The organism is Paenibacillus sp. J31R120 (assembly GCF_056269225.1).
Genome location: NZ_JBWDNN010000003.1, coordinates 599,655 through 616,333 on the forward strand (window position 1 = coordinate 599,655; position 16,679 = coordinate 616,333).

Consider the following 16,679-nt stretch of genomic DNA (forward strand, 5'->3'; position numbering starts at 1 on the left):
GATTGGAGGTTCCTCCTCACGATACATCTTCCTATAAAGGCTTGCAGCTAAGCTGCATCCGTCGTACCGCTTATTGCGTTACTTCCATTCCTGCTTGGGCTGGCGGCGTATAATTCTCCACCTGCCGGAACGCGATGCCCTGCTGAGCCATTAACGCATACACCTTTTCACTATCCTTCGGATAACCGCGATGGTAGACGATTTCTTCTACACCGCTGTTCGCCAGCATATTGGCACATGTCCAGCAGGGCTGGTCGGTGACATAGACGACAGAGCCTTCGCGATCCGCCCTGTCCGTGAAGAGCAGCAAATTCTGCTCTGCATGAATGGTACGAATGCAGCGCTGCTTGCGCACGACCTGCTCGGCTCCGTTCACCACGTTCACCTCGACCTCTTCCGAGATCATACAGCCTGCTTCCAAACAATCATGCGCGCCCATCGGGGCTCCGTTGTACGCCGTTCCGAGCAGCTTCTTTCCTTGCACAAGCACCGCTCCGACATGCCTGCGCGGACAACGCGAACGCGTCGATACCATATAAGCGATATCCATGAAATAAGTGTCCCAATCCTTGCGGATGGCATCATTTGTTGCTGAGGTCATCGTTTCCTCCCCGTCTCTGGCTGTTATCGTATTCTCAGATGATACGGACATGCCCGCTTCGTTCTTTACTAGTGATTCTATTGTAATCCTAAGTCAGCACCGATGCCAGTCCCAAGCGGTATTAGCCTTGTTGGCTTGCCGCAATCGCCTGCTCCAGATCTCCCAAGATATCGCGAATGCCTTCCGTGCCGACCGACAGACGAACCATCCCTGGAGCCACACCGGCTGCCACTTGCTCATCAGCCGACAGCTGCTGATGAGTCGTGCTTGCAGGATGGATAATGAGAGACTTGGAATCGCCCACGTTCGCCAAGTGCGAGAACAGCTTAACAGCGTTGATCAGCTTTTTGCCCGCTTCCACGCCGCCTTTAATGCTGAAGGTCAGGATCGCGCCGCTTCCATCCGGCAAATATTTTTGGGCCAGCTCATACGACGCATGGCTCTTCAGGCCAGGGTAATTGACCCATTCCACCGCTTCATGCGCTTCCAAAAACTCGGCAACCGCAAGCGCGTTCGAGCTATGGCGCTCCATGCGCAAGTGCAGGGTCTCCAAACCTTGCAGCAGCAAGAAGGAGTTGAATGGCGACAATGCCGCCCCCATGTCACGCAGCAATTGCACGCGTGCTTTGATAATATAAGCGATAGGTCCTACCGCATCCGTGTAGACTACGCCATGATAGCTTGGGTCCGGCTCCGTAAGTCCAGGGAATCTGCCGCTCGCCTTCCAGTCGAATTTGCCGCCATCAACGATGACACCGCCAATGGAAGTGCCGTGACCGCCGATGAATTTGGTTGCCGAATGAACGACGATATCTGCGCCGTGCTCAATCGGACGGCACAGGTAAGGGCTTGGGAATGTGTTGTCGACGATGAAAGGCACACCATTCTCATGAGCAATAGCGGCTACAGCTTCCAGATCGATAACATCGCCCTTCGGATTGCCGATGGTTTCTGCGAATACAGCTTTGGTCTTGTCCGTGATAGCGTTGCGGAAGTTCTCCGGATTCGACGGATCAACGAATTTCACCGTAATGCCCAGCTTCGGCAGCGTGGTAGAGAACAGGTTGTAGGTACCGCCGTACAGGCTGGTTGCTGATACAATCTCATCACCAGAACCCGCAATATTCAGAATGGCGTAGGTAATAGCCGCTTGGCCAGAAGCTACCGCGAGTGCTGCAGGCGCTCCTTCCAGCTCCGCTACGCGTTTCTCGAGCACATCGGACGTGGGGTTCATGATGCGGGTATAGATATTGCCGAATTCCTGCAGCGAGAACAGGTTAGCCGCATGATCCGTATCTTTGAATCCGTACGAAGTCGTCTGGTAGATCGGCACGGCGCGTGATAGCGTCGTAGGGTCGATGGTTTGGCCTCCGTGGACGGATAGCGTTTCTAGCGAGAATTTTCTTTCCTCTGTCATCTTTAAAATCCTCCTCGATTGTTTTCGAAATCTAGTAAAATATGACTGTGTCGTTTCCATTCTCTCACATTCATGGACGGGCGACAACGCTTTCTTTGATCCCGGCCAAAAGCTTCTCCCCAATCCCCTTTACGCGGATCAGATCATCTACGCTTGCAAACGTTCCGTTCCGTTCCCGATCCTCTGTAATCGCCTGCGCCTTGGACGGTCCAATCCCCTTCAGCTCCACCAGTTCTCCCGCCGACGCGCGGTTCAAATCCAGCCTGCCAAGCTCATCCCTGCTCGTCATGACAGGTACTGCCGCTTGGGACGGCGCCATCTCGGATACCTGATGATCCGGCTCCTTCGCCCCGACCTCCAGACTGACCGCTCCTACTCCTTCTCCTGTTGGCTGCTCCCGCGACTGCTCTATATGTACGGGTGAATCCGCTGAATCTCCTGGATTGCCGTTCCCGTTCAAGGTATCGAGGGAGACCTGAACCGCTTCATTAAGTGGCACCCACTCTCCTTCAGGCTTTGGCGCGCCGTCCATCAAGCCTGCCGCGATAAGCAGCAAAGCCCCCGCCACGCAGGCAGCCGCCAGAAGCCTGTTCATCCGTCTGGCTTCCCGTCCCATCATTCGAATCGACATCGCAATTTCTCCTTTCGGCAATTAATATGGTAATTGATGACATAAGGAACAAGTCTTGCGGAATAGAATACAAGAACATACATTACGCGTAATCGGTATAGGAGGGCTTAGTATGAATGTAGGATTTATCGGAACGGGCTCGATGGGAACGTTGCTAATTGAAGCGTTTGTCGCTTCCGGGGCCCTGGCGCCCGCAGACATCGCCATCAGCAATCGCACGTATGCCAAAGCGCAGGCGATAGCGGACCGGTATCCCGGCATCAGAGCCGAATATACGAACGCGGAGGCGGCTCGCGGCAGCGACATTGTCTTCCTGTGCGTCAAGCCGCATGAATTCATCCATGTCGTCCAAGACATCAAGCCGCTCATCCAGCCCGAACAGATTATCGTGTCCATTACCAGCCCGGTTCTCGTCTCCCATCTAGAGGGAGAGCTGGACTGTAAAGTAGCTAAGATCATACCCAGCATTACCAATTTGGTGTGGAGCGGAGCCTCTCTATGCATCTACGGCGAAACCATGGGCGAAAAGGATAAAAAGCGTCTGGAGTCGTTGTTCTCCCATATTAGTGAACCGCTGCGCATCGAAGAGGATTACACGCGCATTGTCTCCGACCTGTCCAGCTGCGGTCCGGCATTCATGGCCTTTTTGCTGCAGCAATTTATCGATGCCGCGGTAGAGGAGACGGGCATCCCACGTAGCGTTGCCCTGCAGGTTGCGGGCAATATGCTGCTCGGCACCGGGCTGCTGCTGACCGAAGGGCGCATGACCCCGGAAGAAATTCAGGAACGCGTCGCAGTCCCCGGCGGCATCACAGCGAAGGCGCTCAATCTGCTGCGGAGGGAGACGGATGGCATCTTCAACAGCCTTATTCGGACGACGCATGCCAAATTCAATGAAGACCTCGTAAAGGTTTCTACCGCATTTTACGGCGAAGAGGTGAACGGACAATAGCTGTTCTTCAGCTAAAGCCCGCTCACCTCTTTGGGTTGCGAGTTTGATTCGATTAGTTGGCTACAATATTAACTAGCTTGCCTTTGACTGCGACTACCTTGCGAACCGTCTTGCCTGCGATCAGCTCCTGCACTTTCTCCAGACCCTTCGCAAGCGACTCCATGTCTGCTTCGTTCGTATCCGCGGCAATCGATATACGTTCGACGATTTTGCCGTTCACTTGTACAACGATCTCCACTTCCTGATCGACCGTCCATGCTTCCTCATAGGTTGGCCAAGCCGCATAGCTGATCGTTCCTTCCTGACCAAGCTTCTCCCACAGCTCTTCCGCGATATGCGGTGCGATTGGAGACAGCATCTGCACGAACTGCGCCATCGCTTCGCGAGGCAGCACGTCTGTCTTATACGCTTCGTTCACAAAGATCATCAGTTGGCTGATTACGGTATTGAAGCGCAGGTTCTCGTAATCATCCGTAATTTTTTTAATGGAACGATGCCATGTGCGCTTGAATGCATCGGTCGTCTCGCCGTCGCCAATCTTGGAACTGATTGTTCCGTCTTCATTCACGAACAGGCGCCATACACGAGCCAGGAAGCGGTAGGTGCCTTCCACGCCATTCGTATTCCAAGGCTTCGTTGCTTCGAGCGGCCCCATGAACATCTCGTACATCCGCAGGGTATCCGCGCCGAACTCGTTCACGATATCGTCCGGATTGATGACATTGCCGCGCGACTTGGACATCTTCTCATTGTTCATGCCGAGAATCATGCCTTGGTTCACCAGCTTCTGGAACGGCTCCTTCGTATGAACGACGCCCAGATCGTACAGCACCTTATGCCAGAAGCGCGCGTACAGAAGATGCAGTACGGCATGCTCCGCGCCGCCGATGTACAAGTCTACCGGCAGCCATTCCTTCTGCTTCTCCGGCGAGCAAATCTCCTTGTCGTTCTTCGGATCGATGAAGCGCAGATAATACCAGCAGCTTCCTGCCCATTGAGGCATCGTATTCGTCTCCCGGCGAGCCTTCATGCCCGTCTCCGGATCAACGGTGTTGACCCATTCGGTCACGTTCGCCAGCGGTGACTCTCCCGTGCCGGAAGGCTTGATTGCATCCACATCCGGCAGCAGCAGCGGCAATTGATCTTCCGGTACCGGCTTCATCGTGCCGTCTTCCAGATGGAGGATCGGAATCGGCTCTCCCCAGTAGCGCTGGCGGCTGAACAGCCAGTCGCGCAAGCGATAGGTTACCTTCGCCTTGCCCTTGCCCGTCTCTTCCAGACGTCCGATGATCGCTTTGATCGCTTCTTCGTTATTCAGTCCGTTCAGGAAATCAGAGTTCACATGCGCACCGTCACCCGCATAGGCTTCCTCGGTTATGTCTCCGCCTGCCACTACCTCGATAATCGGCAGATCGAATTGCTTCGCGAACTCCCAGTCTCTCGCATCGTGGCCCGGAACCGCCATAATGGCGCCCGTACCATAACCGGCAAGCACATAATCGGCAATCCAGATTGGCGTCTTAGCGCCGTTGACCGGATTAATCGCATACGCACCCGTGAAGACGCCCGTCTTGTCCTTCGCCAGATCCGTACGCTCCAGATCGCTCTTGCGGGCTGCCGCTTCCTGATAAGCCTCTACCGCCGCTTTCTGTTGGGCTGTTGTAATCGCGGCAACCAGCTCATGCTCTGGCGCCAGCACGCAATAAGTTGCGCCGAACAGCGTGTCCGGGCGTGTCGTAAAGACAACCAGCGAGCCCTCATGCCCGTCAATGTCGAACGTTACTTCCGCGCCCGTCGACTTACCGATCCAGTTGCGCTGCATATCCTTAATGCTCTCGGACCAATCCAGCTCTTCCAGATCGTCCAGCAAACGATCTGCGTATTCAGTAATTTTCAGAATCCATTGACGCATCGGCTTGCGGACGACTGGATGACCGCCGCGCTCGCTCTTGCCATCAATCACTTCTTCATTCGCAAGTACAGTGCCAAGCGCTGGACACCAGTTGACAGGCACTTCTGCTACATATGCCAGACCGCGCTTGTACAGCTGGATAAAAATCCATTGCGTCCATTTATAATAATCCGGGTCCGTCGTGCTGAATTCGCGATCCCAATCGTAGGAGAAGCCCAGCGATTTGATCTGACGGCGGAAATTGTCAATATTTTTGAACGTAATATCTCTAGGATGCTGGCCAGTGTCCAGAGCATGCTGCTCAGCCGGCAAGCCGAATGCGTCCCACCCCATCGGATGAAGCACATTGTACCCCTTCATTCGCTTATAGCGCGATACGATATCGGTAGCCGTATAACCTTCCGGATGGCCTACATGAAGACCCGCTCCCGAAGGATACGGGAACATATCCAGAGCATAGAACTTCGGCTTCCCTGGTTCTTCCTTTGTTTGGAACGACTTGTTCGCGTCCCAGTATTGCTGCCATTTCGGCTCAATCGCAAGCGGATTGTAGCCGTGTCGTTGCTGTTCCTGAGTCATTCGTACTTCCTCCTAATCGTCTTAAAAACATAAAAACCTCCCGCCCCCAGCGGATTAACGCTAGGGACGAGAGGATATTCTCCCGTGGTACCACCCTAGTTAGCATCAGGCATGCCCTGCCCTAGCTCACTTGACGTCCCTAACGCGGACGATTCGGAACGACTTGCCTTCAGCTTCCTGAAGGTTGCCCGTTCGGCTCCGAGGCGAGCTTCCCTGCGCACATGGTCCGGCTTCCACCAACCGCCGGCTCTCTAATCCAATGCAACGCCTGTACTGTTCCTCTTCAACGCCATGATATAAGTCAAACAATTACTACCGATTATATAAGTCCCCGCTCTTGCATGTCAAGCTACATCGGTCTTGCAGCTCATAATTCGATATCAAGCGGTCTCTCTGGCCAAGCTCCTTCTGTTTGAGACAAACGTCAAGCATACCATGGCCATAAGCGCACCGTGCATAAGTATTCCTAAGATGGCCGTATAACCGCTCGCAATAAAGCCCAGCATCCACAATCCGAACGGTGGTATCTGAATAAGGAAAATCGCCGCAAGTGCCACAATAAGCAAGCCGTCATTGAGTCCTTCCTTCATCCAGCGGCGAGCAGCCATCAATCCCAGCAGTAAGACCCCGATGACGATGGAGCACATACTCCAGAACCGGACAGTCTCTCGTTCCGAACCCGCTTCTGATCCCAGAAAGTCAGCGGCAAGCCAAGACGTTCCAATGTAAGCCAAACCTGCTGCAATCGATACTGCTCCGGCTAATATGATAATGGTACGTGTCATACTCATAGCTCCTTTACACCGAATGCTTGCATCAAGATACCTGTCAGTATATTCATTCGTCTTCTTCATCCGCCACTGCCTTCATGATCCAATAGGCTACTACACGGAATGCTTCCCGGCGTTCATCTGCGAACTTCATGACTTGCTTTCCATGAATCTCCATCTACTTCTATCTTTCTAACGCGTCCAACCTCCTGCAGGTTGCATACCATGTCTCATTTTTTCAATCTGAACTGCTGTCCATCCACCCCTTCTTAGTCCATAAAAAAAAGGTCCCCCGAAGGGAACCTCAACATGCAATCTCTTTTCGATCTCATCTCGACTGTCTTCATCAGACCTTGCGATCAGCCCCTGCCGATAATCCAAGCAAGCCGTATACAACCGAGATACCGATAATAAGCAAGAGCGGCACATTCCAGCTCCCAGTCCAATCATGAATAAGGCCGAATAATAGGGGACCGTTTGCAGCCAGCAGATATCCAACTGCTTGCGCCATACCGGACAGCTCCGCGGCTTGTTCCGTAGTGCTTGCGCACAGCGCAAATAACATTAACCCAAGACCAAAACCTCCGCCTATACCAAGCCCGAGAATGATCATACTGAGGAACACCCAGGATTGATTGCCCAAAAGCAAAATAAGATACCCCATGCTAAACAGGCTGGAGGTGAGCATGACGAGCCCCCGTTGGCTCGCTCTTTTGCCTGCCAGTATTGAGGATCGACAGACGGATTTGGTCAATAATCGGTCCAACCGCTGTAATGGGGGCTCGCAATACGAGCGCCACCAGAATAATGCTTAATACAAGCAGCCATGCCGGCCCTCCGGATTTCCCCGATGACTTCAGGCTGCTGATGCGCTTGCGCTCACCTGACTGACTATTACTGTTAAGCATGCTTTATTTCTTTACACGGTACCAATAGTCATATCGCGTCATGAATCCCAGCTTGTCATATAGTCGATTCGCTGCCGTATTATTTTTCACCACAAGCAGATAGGACATCCTGACGCCCTGTCCCCTCGCCCATCCCAGCAAACCACGGGTCAGCCGCTCGCCATAACCGCGCCCGCGCTCGGTGGGGTCCGTTACGATATCGTATAATCCGGCGTATCCGTCCTCCAGCACGACCAATCCCGCTGCAACCGGAACCTCTTCACGTTTGTACAGACCAAAAGCCCTTCGCAAGGGATGTCCGGCCAGCATGCGCCGTGTCGTTTCCTTTTGGCAGTCGCTGAGACCCTGGAAACGAGCAATGGCATCCAGCCATTCATCCGTCAATTCCGGCCAGCAGTGAAATCCATCCCCCTGTCTAGGTACAGGTAGATCAACGATTGAAGCCGTCTTGACCTGCGTTTGATCAATCCGTTCATACCCAAGCTCCTCCAGTCTCGCGTCCAAATGCGCTGGCTCTGCAAAGGGCGTTATTTTAAAAACAGTCGGCTGACCTTGAGCACGGTACAGCTCTTCGCAACGGTTGATTTGCTCATCCAGATTGCCGCTGTATCCATAGAGGGGCTGAACGGAGTTGGATCGCTTGGTGTAGCCGTCGGCAAAGCGAAGCAGCCAGCCATCGTACAGAACCGTCTGCAGGGCTGGCCAGCCGTTCAGGCTCATTTCCTCTATCCGTTTGTCACTCTGTTCTCTATCTTCCAATATCTCCTTCTCCCCTCTTGCTCGCTTCGCAGGGAGGGATGCGGAATCGCTCCAACTGGTCGTAACGTTTCTCTTTCGTCAGGATCTCGGCCTGCTTATACCCTAACAGATCAAAGTGAGGGTATTCCGCCCGCTTATGTATATACATTGGGTTCAAGCCGTTCTCCCTGCACCAATCGGCCAGCTTGTCCAGATCCGAGCAGCCTACTTTCGTAACGGTTCGTACGTCAGGAAAGCGGTCGTCCAGCCAATAATGAGTCAAAAAGGCGATCTCCCCCCGCGATACGCTCGCCTTCCATGCTTTCATCTCGACGCGGGTAATGCCGAATGCCATAAAGCCGCTCCTCCTTGCCTGCCGCTAAGCCCATGATCTTTAAACCCATTGAATTACGACAAAATCTCCTTAACGCGGCCGACTGCTCCGTCCTGCAGCCTTACTTTAATGCCGTGCGGATGCTGCGGAGAATTGGTCAAGATGTCTTTCACAACGCCTCTGGTCAGCTTTCCGGTCCGCTGATCTTGTTTCAGCACAATATGTACTTCCAGTCCCGGCTTGATCATAGAGCGGTTGGTTCCTGATGTCTGCATGTTCTCATTCCTCTTCGTTGATGATGGCTATAAGCATAGCATATGCATTTGGAAGATGCACATGTTCCCCGCAACTGTTATACTTAGCATCATATGACATGAAATGAGGAACTTATCGCATGGCTAACGCATTCCAAGCACTCGGCGTATCCCGGGAGCTGAACGACTTATTGAAACAGGCTGGCATCAGCGAGCCGACCCCTGTACAGCGGCAGACTATACCGCTGCTTATGAACGGCAAAGATGTGATCGCGCAAGCTCAGACAGGCACAGGCAAGACACTGGCCTTCGCCTTGCCCATTCTGGAGCGGATCAACGTAAATAAAGAGCAGGTTCAAGCGCTAATTCTAACTCCGACACGGGAATTGGCTATTCAAATTACGGCCGAGATGAAGAAGCTGGCCCCGGCCATCGGCGCCAATGTCCTGGCTGCTTACGGCGGACAAGATGTTGATGCCCAAATTCGCAAGCTCCAGCGCGCTCCCCATATTGTGGTCGCGACACCTGGTCGTCTGATTGACCATATGACTCGCGGTACTGTCAGTCTGGGCAAGCTGTCGATGCTGGTGCTGGACGAAGCGGATCAGATGCTGCATATGGGATTCCTTCCCGAGGTAGAGAGCATCATTACGCAGACACCGAGAGCCCGCCAGACAATGCTGTTCTCCGCTACGATGCCGGACGCGATTCGCAGACTCGCTTCCGAATATATGAATGCGCCCGAGGATGTACAGATTCGCAGCGCCAACATTACGCTTGACAGCATCAAGCAGCTTGTCGTGGATACAACCGACCGCGGGAAGCAGCGTGCGCTAATCCATCTGCTGGAGCAGCATCGCCCTTATTTGGCCGTTATCTTCTGCAGAACCAAGATTCGCGCCAAGAAGCTGAACGAAGCGTTGCAAGATGTAGGCATCGTATCGGACGAGCTTCACGGCGATTTGACGCAAGCGAAGCGCGAGCAAGTCATGAAGCGATTCCGTGATGCGCGTCTGCAAGTGCTTGTTGCGACGGACGTCGCTGCGCGCGGCCTTGACGTCGAAGGCGTGACGCATGTCTACAATTACGACATGCCGCTTGACGGCGAAAGCTATATTCACCGAATCGGCAGAACCGGCCGCGCCGGACACAATGGGATGGCTGTCACACTCGCTACGCCTTATGACGTTTCCAAATTAGCGGCGATTGAGAAGAGTATCAATGCCCGCCTTGAACATCGCGCGATTGACCAAGAAGGCGAATTGTCGTCTGTTCGCCGAACGGAGCGAAGCAGTGACAAGAACAGCCGAAACAGAGAAGGCAGAAGCAAAGACTCCGGCCGACCGTCAAGCCGAAGCGGCGGACGGGGAAGCGACCGGGACAGACGCGGAAGCGACCAGAACGGACAACGTGAAGGCCGTCGCGGCTCCGTGAAACCGAATCCGCGAGGCGGCAAACCGGCAGCGGCTCAAGCCGACGGCAACCCGTGGACGACAGCAGACGATTCTGGAAGCACGCGCAGCAAACAGCGTGAGGGGGGGAATCGCCGGGAAGGCGGACGTTCCTCTGAACGCGGGTCCAAGCGTTCTGCGCCAACTAGCGGGAAGAGCCCAAGAGGCCAGCAAGCCGGCGGGCGCTCCGGCGGACGCAGCTTCGGACAACAAGGCGGGCAAGGCAAGCCAAATAGCAGTGGTCGTTCTAGCAGTCGCTCCGGCGGCCGCGGCAAACGATAATTCAAAAAAACCCAGTCCGATGATCATCGGACTGGGTTTCTTGTGATGAAGTTAACCTGCTGAATTCAGCAGGTCGTTCGCGCTCAGCAAATGCAAGACAAGCTCTTCCGGCGTCTCGAACACATAATCGGGCTGGGCTTGCTCAAGCAGCTTGCGCTCGCCCTCTCCCCACAGTGTAGCGCAGCTTGCCATACCAGCAGATGAAGCCGCCAGAATATCGCTAACCTGATCGCCTATGTAGAAGCATGTTTCCACGGGAACACCCATCTTCTCTGCGGCCAGCAGCAAAGGGGCTGGCTTCGGCTTATGCTCACCGGTATCCTCTTGACCTACTATGCAGTCAAAAAACGAAAGCAGACCGTTCGCCTCCAGCTCTCTCAGGACATAGGCCTTCCTTTTGGATGAAACAATCCCCATCGGATACCCTGCCTCCGACAGCGACTCCAGCATATCCCGCACGCCCCTGTATAACGTGATAGTCGTGCAATTGGCATCGTAATAGCGAACTGCATGTTCGAAGATCTGAGTGCCATACTCCGGGAACAGAATACCGATTACTTTTGCGACTGGCTTGCCTTTCAGCTGACTCAGCTCTTCCTCCATTGCTTCCCGCTCCAGGACAGAGCGGAAACCGAACCGTTGCGCTTCCGTCGCAAGCTTCTCGCTATCTTGCAGCGTACCGTCCAAATCGAACAAAATGCACGAAACAGCCCCCATCAAAGGCCCCCTGACTTGGTCTCAACCGTTAATTGACTTGCGGCAATTCAATATCGGCTTCATGGGCTTCGCGAACTTCCAGCTTCGCGCCAAGCGAACGGAAAGAATCCACAATATTCTCATAGCCGCGTTCAAAATGATAGACCCCCGTTATCCGAGTGGTGCCTTCAGCAGCCAATCCTGCGAGCAGCAAGCAGATGCCTGCCCGAATATCGGATGCATGAACCAGGTTACCTCGCAGCGGCATGCCACCCTTGATAAATGCAGAACCGGCGCGAAGCTCGATATCGGCCCCCATCCGTTTCAACTGTTGCACATGTGCGAACCGTTTGGGATAAATTTTGTCTGTCACGATGCTTTTGCCTGGCGCCTGTGCCATAAGCGCAGTCAGCGGCTGTTGCAAATCCGTTGGAAACCCGGGGTACATCCCCGTCCGCACACGAGTCGCCCGCAGTGGACCTTCTCCGTACGCAGTGATCGAATCACTATTCGTCTCAATCTGGACGCCGATTTCCCTCAGCTTGGCAAGCGTCGAGCCCAGATGCTCCGGTATAACATCTTCAACTGTTATCATGCCGCCTGTTACGCCGGCGGCGATGAGGAAAGAACCCGCAATCAGCCGGTCAGGCACCGCCGTGTACGTACAACCGTGCAAATACCGAACGCCTTCAATACGGATCGTGTCCGTACCCGCTCCCGATATACGCGCTCCCATCGCGATGAGCAGCTGAGCGGTATCAACCACCTCTGGGTCCTTCGCCGCATTTCGCAGCACCGTGGAGCCTTTGGCCCGCACCGCTACCAGCATAGCGTTAATCGTAGCTCCAGACGTAATGGTGTCAAAGTAGATATCGGCTCCATTTAATACACGGGCGCTGGCTTCATAATGCTTTTCATAGAAGGAGAGCTCGGCGCCAAGAGCCTTTAATGCCTTGATGTGCTGATCAATTGGACGATCTCCGAAGTCATCGCCGCCTGGATAGCCGACGGATACGCTTCCGCAACGGCTAATCAAGGCGCCGATGAAATAATAGGCAGTTCTGAATGTCGCCGACTTAACCGGGTCAATCTTGGCATGACGAATGCCCGCGGGATTAATCACTACCGTACCCGCTCCCGTCACTTGCATGGAGATGCCGATCTCAGCTGTAATTTCCCGAATCACCCGGTAATCAGCAATATCAGGGATATTGTGCAGAATAACTGTCTCGTCTGTTAAGCAGGCTGCTGCCAGCAGAGCCAGCGAGCTGTTTTTGGAGCCTGGAATTTTGACCGAACCGCGCAGCCCGGGAGAGCGTTCCACTTGAATAACGTTCATGAATTTCGTACCTCCGCAATAAGTAGATATAGTCTGAACTGATATGTCGCAATCCCAACTGGCGATTAAAGCTGAACGCCTTCACATGCGATATGATGTATGATAAATAGTAGCTCTTTTATATTTAAAAATAATAAATGGCCCATGGTATCCTTTCAATATTATTCATTTTGTTTCATGATTGTCAATCTATCCTCCCGCTTTTCTTTATGAACTTTTTTTCATACTTGTCCCTGCTGCTTTATGACCCCTGGCTGCCAGTCCCTAGCAGCCCTTCCAAAATACAAAATCTGCTAGACAGCCGTCCAAGCCAAACGATCCGGATTGCATACCATACAGTATACCGATTGTGGGGGAAGCCCCTACCAAGCGCCTGCAGGCCCGCCTATCGGTAACTACAGTCTAGGAGGAATTGGCATGTCCGGTGTGTATGGAGGCTACACGACGACAGGTGTAATCCTGGTTCTGTTTATTCTGCTCGTCATCATTACGAGAGTATTCCTGTAATAAACGAACCTAGCATCTGTTAAGACGAAGGAGCGGATTGTGCCGCAACCAAAAGCTTGCTGCATATCGCACTCTCCATATGTCATAGCATGAAAAAAAGGACGACTCCGCCAGGGCCGAGTCGTCCTTTTTTGCTGTCAAGCTTGTGCGGTTATCCTTGTTGCCAGGCGTATTGCCGGATCGCTGCTGCGACCCCGCCTTCATTATTGGAACCGGCGATCTGATCAGCCGCTTGTTTCACCGATTCCGGAGAATTGCTCATTGCAATGCCGAGTCCGGCATATTCAAGCATCGATATATCATTATAATAATTGCCGATAGCTAATATTTTCGCTCGATCGATGCCTTTCACTTCGGCCAATTGCTTCAATGCAACCCCTTTGCTGGAGCTGGGGCTCTGCACATCGATAAAAAAGTCGCCGCTGCGGATGAATTGCAAACTTGACTTTCTCTTTTCCCAATACGTCTGGGTAAGATCCATTTGCTCTTTCGATCCGAACAGCGTTATCTTGACCATGCCATCCGGGAATCGTTCAGCAAAGCTGCCCATAATGGGCTCCACTTGATGATGCTCATACATTTTCATGACTTCTTCGGTTACAGCCTCCACATACATGTCGAATGTTGTGCTCAAGTCAAAATGAATGCGATTCACCCTGCAGTAGTCAAGGATATCCATTAGTTCTCCGCTGTCAATATCATATTGAAACAAAACCTCACGGTCCTCCGATCGAATTGTTGCCGCGCCATTATGGGTGATCAGAATGCCGCTAAGCTCCAGTTCCGTCAGTACCGGGAAAGTTCCCATCGGCCCCCGCCCTGTGCACAGCACGATATCTGCTCCGGCTTGCGCCGCCTCCTGAACCGCTTCCTTGACTTCTTCCAGCAAGTTATGATCATCCGTAAGCAGCGTTCCATCCACATCAAGCGCGATCAAATCATAACCCAGTTTCATCTCATCACCGCTCCCATTCTCTTTTTTATTCTCTATTTAACGCCTATGACAGTCCGTCATTTCTTGCCGCTGCCGCGATGAGCCTTCAACTGTTCAACTTCATCCTCCGTCAGCTCCCGGTAATGTCCCTCAGGCAAATATTCATCCAGCATTAAAGGGCCCATGGACACCCGTTTTAAGGTCAGCACCTTTTTGCCCACTGCTTCGAACATTCGTTTGACCTGATGAAACTTGCCCTCCCGGATTGTGAGTCGAATAAGCGAATGGACAGGAGAAGATTGATCTCCCGATGAATCAGCAGTTGATCCCTCCGGACGAGGGGACAGCGAGCGATTCAGCACCTGCAGCTCCGCCGGCAGTGTCACATATCCATCATCCAGCGTAACGCCCTCTTGGAATGCCTTCACATCATCTTCGTTCACATTCCCGAGAACAAGCGCTTCATAAGTCTTGTCCACATGCTTGCGTGGCGAGAGCAGCTCATGTGCAAGCCCTCCGTCATTGGTCAGCAGCAGCAATCCTACTGTGTCCTTATCCAGCCGTCCGACAGGGAACGGATTCAGCAGTCGGTCTTCAGGGGCCAGCAGATCAATGACAGTCCGCTCTCTTCCATCCTCCGTTGCCGAGATGACTCCCTGAGGCTTGTTCAGCATCAAATAAATAACATCCCGATAGACAACGGTCTCCCCGTCATAGGTGACGGTATGCTCGTCTGGTGTAACAATAAGCCCGCTGTCCTTTACGACCTTCCCGTCAACCGCCACTTTCCCCTGTTTGACCGCCCTCTTGATCTCGCTTCTCGTACCGAAGCCCATATGCGCAAGCAGCTTGTCTATCCGTAATTTCTCTGCCATTCTACAGTTGCCTCCATCCGGCCGACAGCTCGTTCTTCAGCATGCCGCCCATATATTTCCCTCAGCCGAGCGGAATCTATCCACACAGATCCCATTTGCGCAGCACCGCGTCGTAATGCCCCTCTCCTTCCAGCAGATGAGGGCATCATCTTACCGTGCCTTCAATTCTGTCCGCTGCCTCGGCTCCTAGCTCACGAGCCGTTCGGCGCTTCAAAGGAAGACATAAAATTGTCATATTCATCCTGAAGCAAATTTTGCATTTTTGCTAGAAACTTTGCCGGTATATTGCCCATTCTGCGCCTTTCCTCCCGCTCAGTCCATTAGGACATCCTGCATGTACAAACCTACTCCGCTTTGGTATATAATAAAAAGTAAGTGAGTCATGAACGACCTGCTATATCATGACCATTACAACGAAAGCGGAGGTTAAAATGATGAAGAAGAAAAAGAAAAAAGTAAGTATGATTTATGTTTACATCGGTATTGTCATCATTCTATTCGGGTCTATCTTTGTCTTAGGCAATCTGGAGAAAGACAATAAGCTTTACGGCATGCCCGCTTCCGAATTAAATCCCGCAACACGCTCGCTTCTGGACAATCCTAACTATCAGAATATCATATTGCCTGCAGAAATGGATAATAAGATTGACAGCAAGGAAGACTTCTTCGTATATGCCTTTTCCTCGACTTGCAAATACTGTCTGAACACGACTCCTCAGATCATGCCTATCGTAAACGATATGGGAATTGAAATGCCGATGTTCAACCTGCTGGAGTTCAACGAATACGGCACGAGGTTGAATGTCGAATCTACGCCAACATTGCTTTATTACAAAGACGGCGTAGAAGTGGACCGGCTGGAAGGCGGTCTTCGCGAGGAAGGCACGACCGTCGGACATACGCTTGATGATTTCAAAGCGTTCTTCACCAAACACGCGGGAGCTGATGCGCAGTGATGAGAAGGAGCGGAGTACAATCTTCCGAGCCTAACGAAGCAGACAACTCAGACCAAAACCGAACTGCTAGATCCGTCATGTATGCTTTGCTATTAGGATTTGCCCTGATTACGCTGCTGGCCGCTTGCGGCACCAGCGACGACAAAGGCAAGGCGCATCTTCATGGATCGGAGATGTGGGAGACAACTTCATCCGTCACGACACTGCCCGGTTTTCTGAAAACACATACCAAGCTGACCAAGGACCTCTACTCCGAAGTTCACAGCCACATGCATATGCTGAGCGGCATCCCTTGTTATTGCGGCTGCATGCAAGGAACCGAGTTCGATGAGCCTCATGATTCGCTGCTGCGCTGTTATTGGGCGGAGCATCCCGCAGATGACGGCAGCGTAACCTGGACGGATCATAGCACAGGCTGCGGCATCTGCAAGAAAGAGATGGAGGAAGTCATCGCCTTAAGCAAGCAAGGCAAGACGGATGAGGAAATTCTGAAGTATATTAACGACAACTATCAACCGAAGAAATCGTCCAGCTAGTTTTGCC

The 16,679-nt window shown here is 52.8% G+C and carries 19 protein-coding genes and 1 other annotated feature; of the genes, 5 read left to right on the top strand and 14 right to left on the bottom strand.

All coding sequences use genetic code 11. The annotated features are described in order from the left end of the window. Positions 1 to 70 precede the first annotated feature (70 nt). From AC0YNW_RS15325 to AC0YNW_RS15335, 3 genes are all read right to left on the bottom strand, one after another. Positions 71 to 601: a deoxycytidylate deaminase gene (locus AC0YNW_RS15325; protein ID WP_387474164.1), complete on the bottom strand. Its 531-nt coding sequence runs from the start codon at positions 599 to 601 to the stop codon at positions 71 to 73. Between the two features lie 121 nt (positions 602 to 722). Then, a complete protein-coding gene (locus tag AC0YNW_RS15330) occupies positions 723 to 2,018 on the bottom strand; it encodes a homocysteine synthase (RefSeq protein ID WP_387474166.1) in 1,296 nt (431 codons plus the stop codon). A gap of 70 nt (positions 2,019 to 2,088) precedes the next feature. Then, positions 2,089 to 2,649, bottom strand: a complete 561-nt coding sequence (locus tag AC0YNW_RS15335) for a ComEA family DNA-binding protein (RefSeq protein WP_475832667.1) — start codon at positions 2,647 to 2,649, stop codon at positions 2,089 to 2,091. A gap of 112 nt (positions 2,650 to 2,761) precedes the next feature. Here AC0YNW_RS15335 and comER point away from each other — a divergent pair, with 112 nt between their 5' ends. Next, a complete protein-coding gene (comER, locus tag AC0YNW_RS15340) occupies positions 2,762 to 3,601 on the top strand; it encodes a late competence protein ComER (RefSeq protein ID WP_475832668.1) in 840 nt (279 codons plus the stop codon). Between the two features lie 52 nt (positions 3,602 to 3,653). Here the strand turns inward: comER and leuS are convergent, their stop codons facing one another. From leuS to AC0YNW_RS15375, 7 genes are all read right to left on the bottom strand, one after another. Next, a complete protein-coding gene (gene leuS, locus AC0YNW_RS15345) occupies positions 3,654 to 6,092 on the bottom strand; it encodes a leucine--tRNA ligase (protein WP_475832669.1) in 2,439 nt (812 codons plus the stop codon). Positions 6,093 to 6,151: 59 nt separating this feature from the next. Then, positions 6,152 to 6,388, bottom strand: a binding site (T-box leader). Between the two features lie 84 nt (positions 6,389 to 6,472). Next, complete coding sequence (locus tag AC0YNW_RS15350; protein ID WP_475832670.1) at positions 6,473 to 6,877, bottom strand: hypothetical protein; 405 nt, start codon at positions 6,875 to 6,877, stop codon at positions 6,473 to 6,475. Between the two features lie 331 nt (positions 6,878 to 7,208). Further along, positions 7,209 to 7,550 (bottom strand): hypothetical protein, encoded by a 342-nt coding sequence (locus AC0YNW_RS15355; RefSeq protein ID WP_475832671.1) that lies wholly within the window; start codon positions 7,548 to 7,550, stop codon positions 7,209 to 7,211. Continuing rightward, on the bottom strand, positions 7,528 to 7,770 hold the full coding sequence (locus AC0YNW_RS15360; RefSeq protein ID WP_475832672.1) for a hypothetical protein: 243 nt from the start codon (positions 7,768 to 7,770) through the stop codon (positions 7,528 to 7,530). The genes AC0YNW_RS15355 and AC0YNW_RS15360 overlap by 23 nt, the downstream gene beginning before the upstream one ends. Before the next feature lie 3 nt (positions 7,771 to 7,773). Continuing rightward, positions 7,774 to 8,529, bottom strand: a complete 756-nt coding sequence (locus AC0YNW_RS15365; RefSeq protein WP_475832673.1) for a GNAT family N-acetyltransferase — start codon at positions 8,527 to 8,529, stop codon at positions 7,774 to 7,776. Continuing rightward, positions 8,519 to 8,863 (bottom strand): hypothetical protein, encoded by a 345-nt coding sequence (locus tag AC0YNW_RS15370; RefSeq protein WP_475832674.1) that lies wholly within the window; start codon positions 8,861 to 8,863, stop codon positions 8,519 to 8,521. Before AC0YNW_RS15370 ends, AC0YNW_RS15365 begins: the two co-directional genes overlap by 11 nt. Positions 8,864 to 8,916: 53 nt before the next feature. After that, complete coding sequence (locus tag AC0YNW_RS15375; protein WP_475832675.1) at positions 8,917 to 9,117, bottom strand: YwbE family protein; 201 nt, start codon at positions 9,115 to 9,117, stop codon at positions 8,917 to 8,919. A 119-nt stretch (positions 9,118 to 9,236) separates the two neighbouring features. On the opposite strand from AC0YNW_RS15375, the gene AC0YNW_RS15380 reads away from it, so the two are divergent. Further along, positions 9,237 to 10,829, top strand: coding sequence for a DEAD/DEAH box helicase (locus AC0YNW_RS15380; RefSeq protein WP_475832676.1), 1,593 nt, complete (start codon positions 9,237 to 9,239; stop codon positions 10,827 to 10,829). Positions 10,830 to 10,880: 51 nt separating this feature from the next. Here the strand turns inward: AC0YNW_RS15380 and AC0YNW_RS15385 are convergent, their stop codons facing one another. Both AC0YNW_RS15385 and murA read right to left on the bottom strand, forming a co-directional pair. Continuing rightward, the gene (locus AC0YNW_RS15385) at positions 10,881 to 11,546 is read right to left on the bottom strand and encodes an HAD family hydrolase (RefSeq protein ID WP_475832677.1); all 666 of its coding nucleotides are present in this window, start codon (positions 11,544 to 11,546) and stop codon (positions 10,881 to 10,883) included. 28 nt (positions 11,547 to 11,574) lie between these two features. After that, positions 11,575 to 12,864 (bottom strand): UDP-N-acetylglucosamine 1-carboxyvinyltransferase, encoded by a 1,290-nt coding sequence (gene murA / locus AC0YNW_RS15390; protein ID WP_475832678.1) that lies wholly within the window; start codon positions 12,862 to 12,864, stop codon positions 11,575 to 11,577. Positions 12,865 to 13,281: 417 nt separating this feature from the next. Between murA and AC0YNW_RS15395 the strand changes: the two genes are divergently transcribed. Then, positions 13,282 to 13,371 (top strand): sporulation protein YjcZ, encoded by a 90-nt coding sequence (locus AC0YNW_RS15395; RefSeq protein WP_116045057.1) that lies wholly within the window; start codon positions 13,282 to 13,284, stop codon positions 13,369 to 13,371. A 151-nt stretch (positions 13,372 to 13,522) separates the two neighbouring features. Here AC0YNW_RS15395 and AC0YNW_RS15400 read toward each other — a convergent pair whose 3' ends face one another. Further along, positions 13,523 to 14,326: a Cof-type HAD-IIB family hydrolase gene (locus AC0YNW_RS15400; RefSeq protein WP_475832679.1), complete on the bottom strand. Its 804-nt coding sequence runs from the start codon at positions 14,324 to 14,326 to the stop codon at positions 13,523 to 13,525. A gap of 56 nt (positions 14,327 to 14,382) precedes the next feature. After that, a complete protein-coding gene (locus AC0YNW_RS15405) occupies positions 14,383 to 15,180 on the bottom strand; it encodes a pseudouridine synthase (protein ID WP_475832680.1) in 798 nt (265 codons plus the stop codon). Positions 15,181 to 15,611: 431 nt separating this feature from the next. Here AC0YNW_RS15405 and AC0YNW_RS15410 point away from each other — a divergent pair, with 431 nt between their 5' ends. Both AC0YNW_RS15410 and AC0YNW_RS15415 read left to right on the top strand, forming a co-directional pair. After that, positions 15,612 to 16,136 (top strand): thioredoxin family protein, encoded by a 525-nt coding sequence (locus tag AC0YNW_RS15410; RefSeq protein ID WP_475832681.1) that lies wholly within the window; start codon positions 15,612 to 15,614, stop codon positions 16,134 to 16,136. Continuing rightward, the gene (locus tag AC0YNW_RS15415; RefSeq protein WP_475832704.1) at positions 16,136 to 16,672 is read left to right on the top strand and encodes a PCYCGC motif-containing (lipo)protein; all 537 of its coding nucleotides are present in this window, start codon (positions 16,136 to 16,138) and stop codon (positions 16,670 to 16,672) included. The genes AC0YNW_RS15410 and AC0YNW_RS15415 overlap by 1 nt, the downstream gene beginning before the upstream one ends. Positions 16,673 to 16,679: the final 7 nt, after the last annotated feature.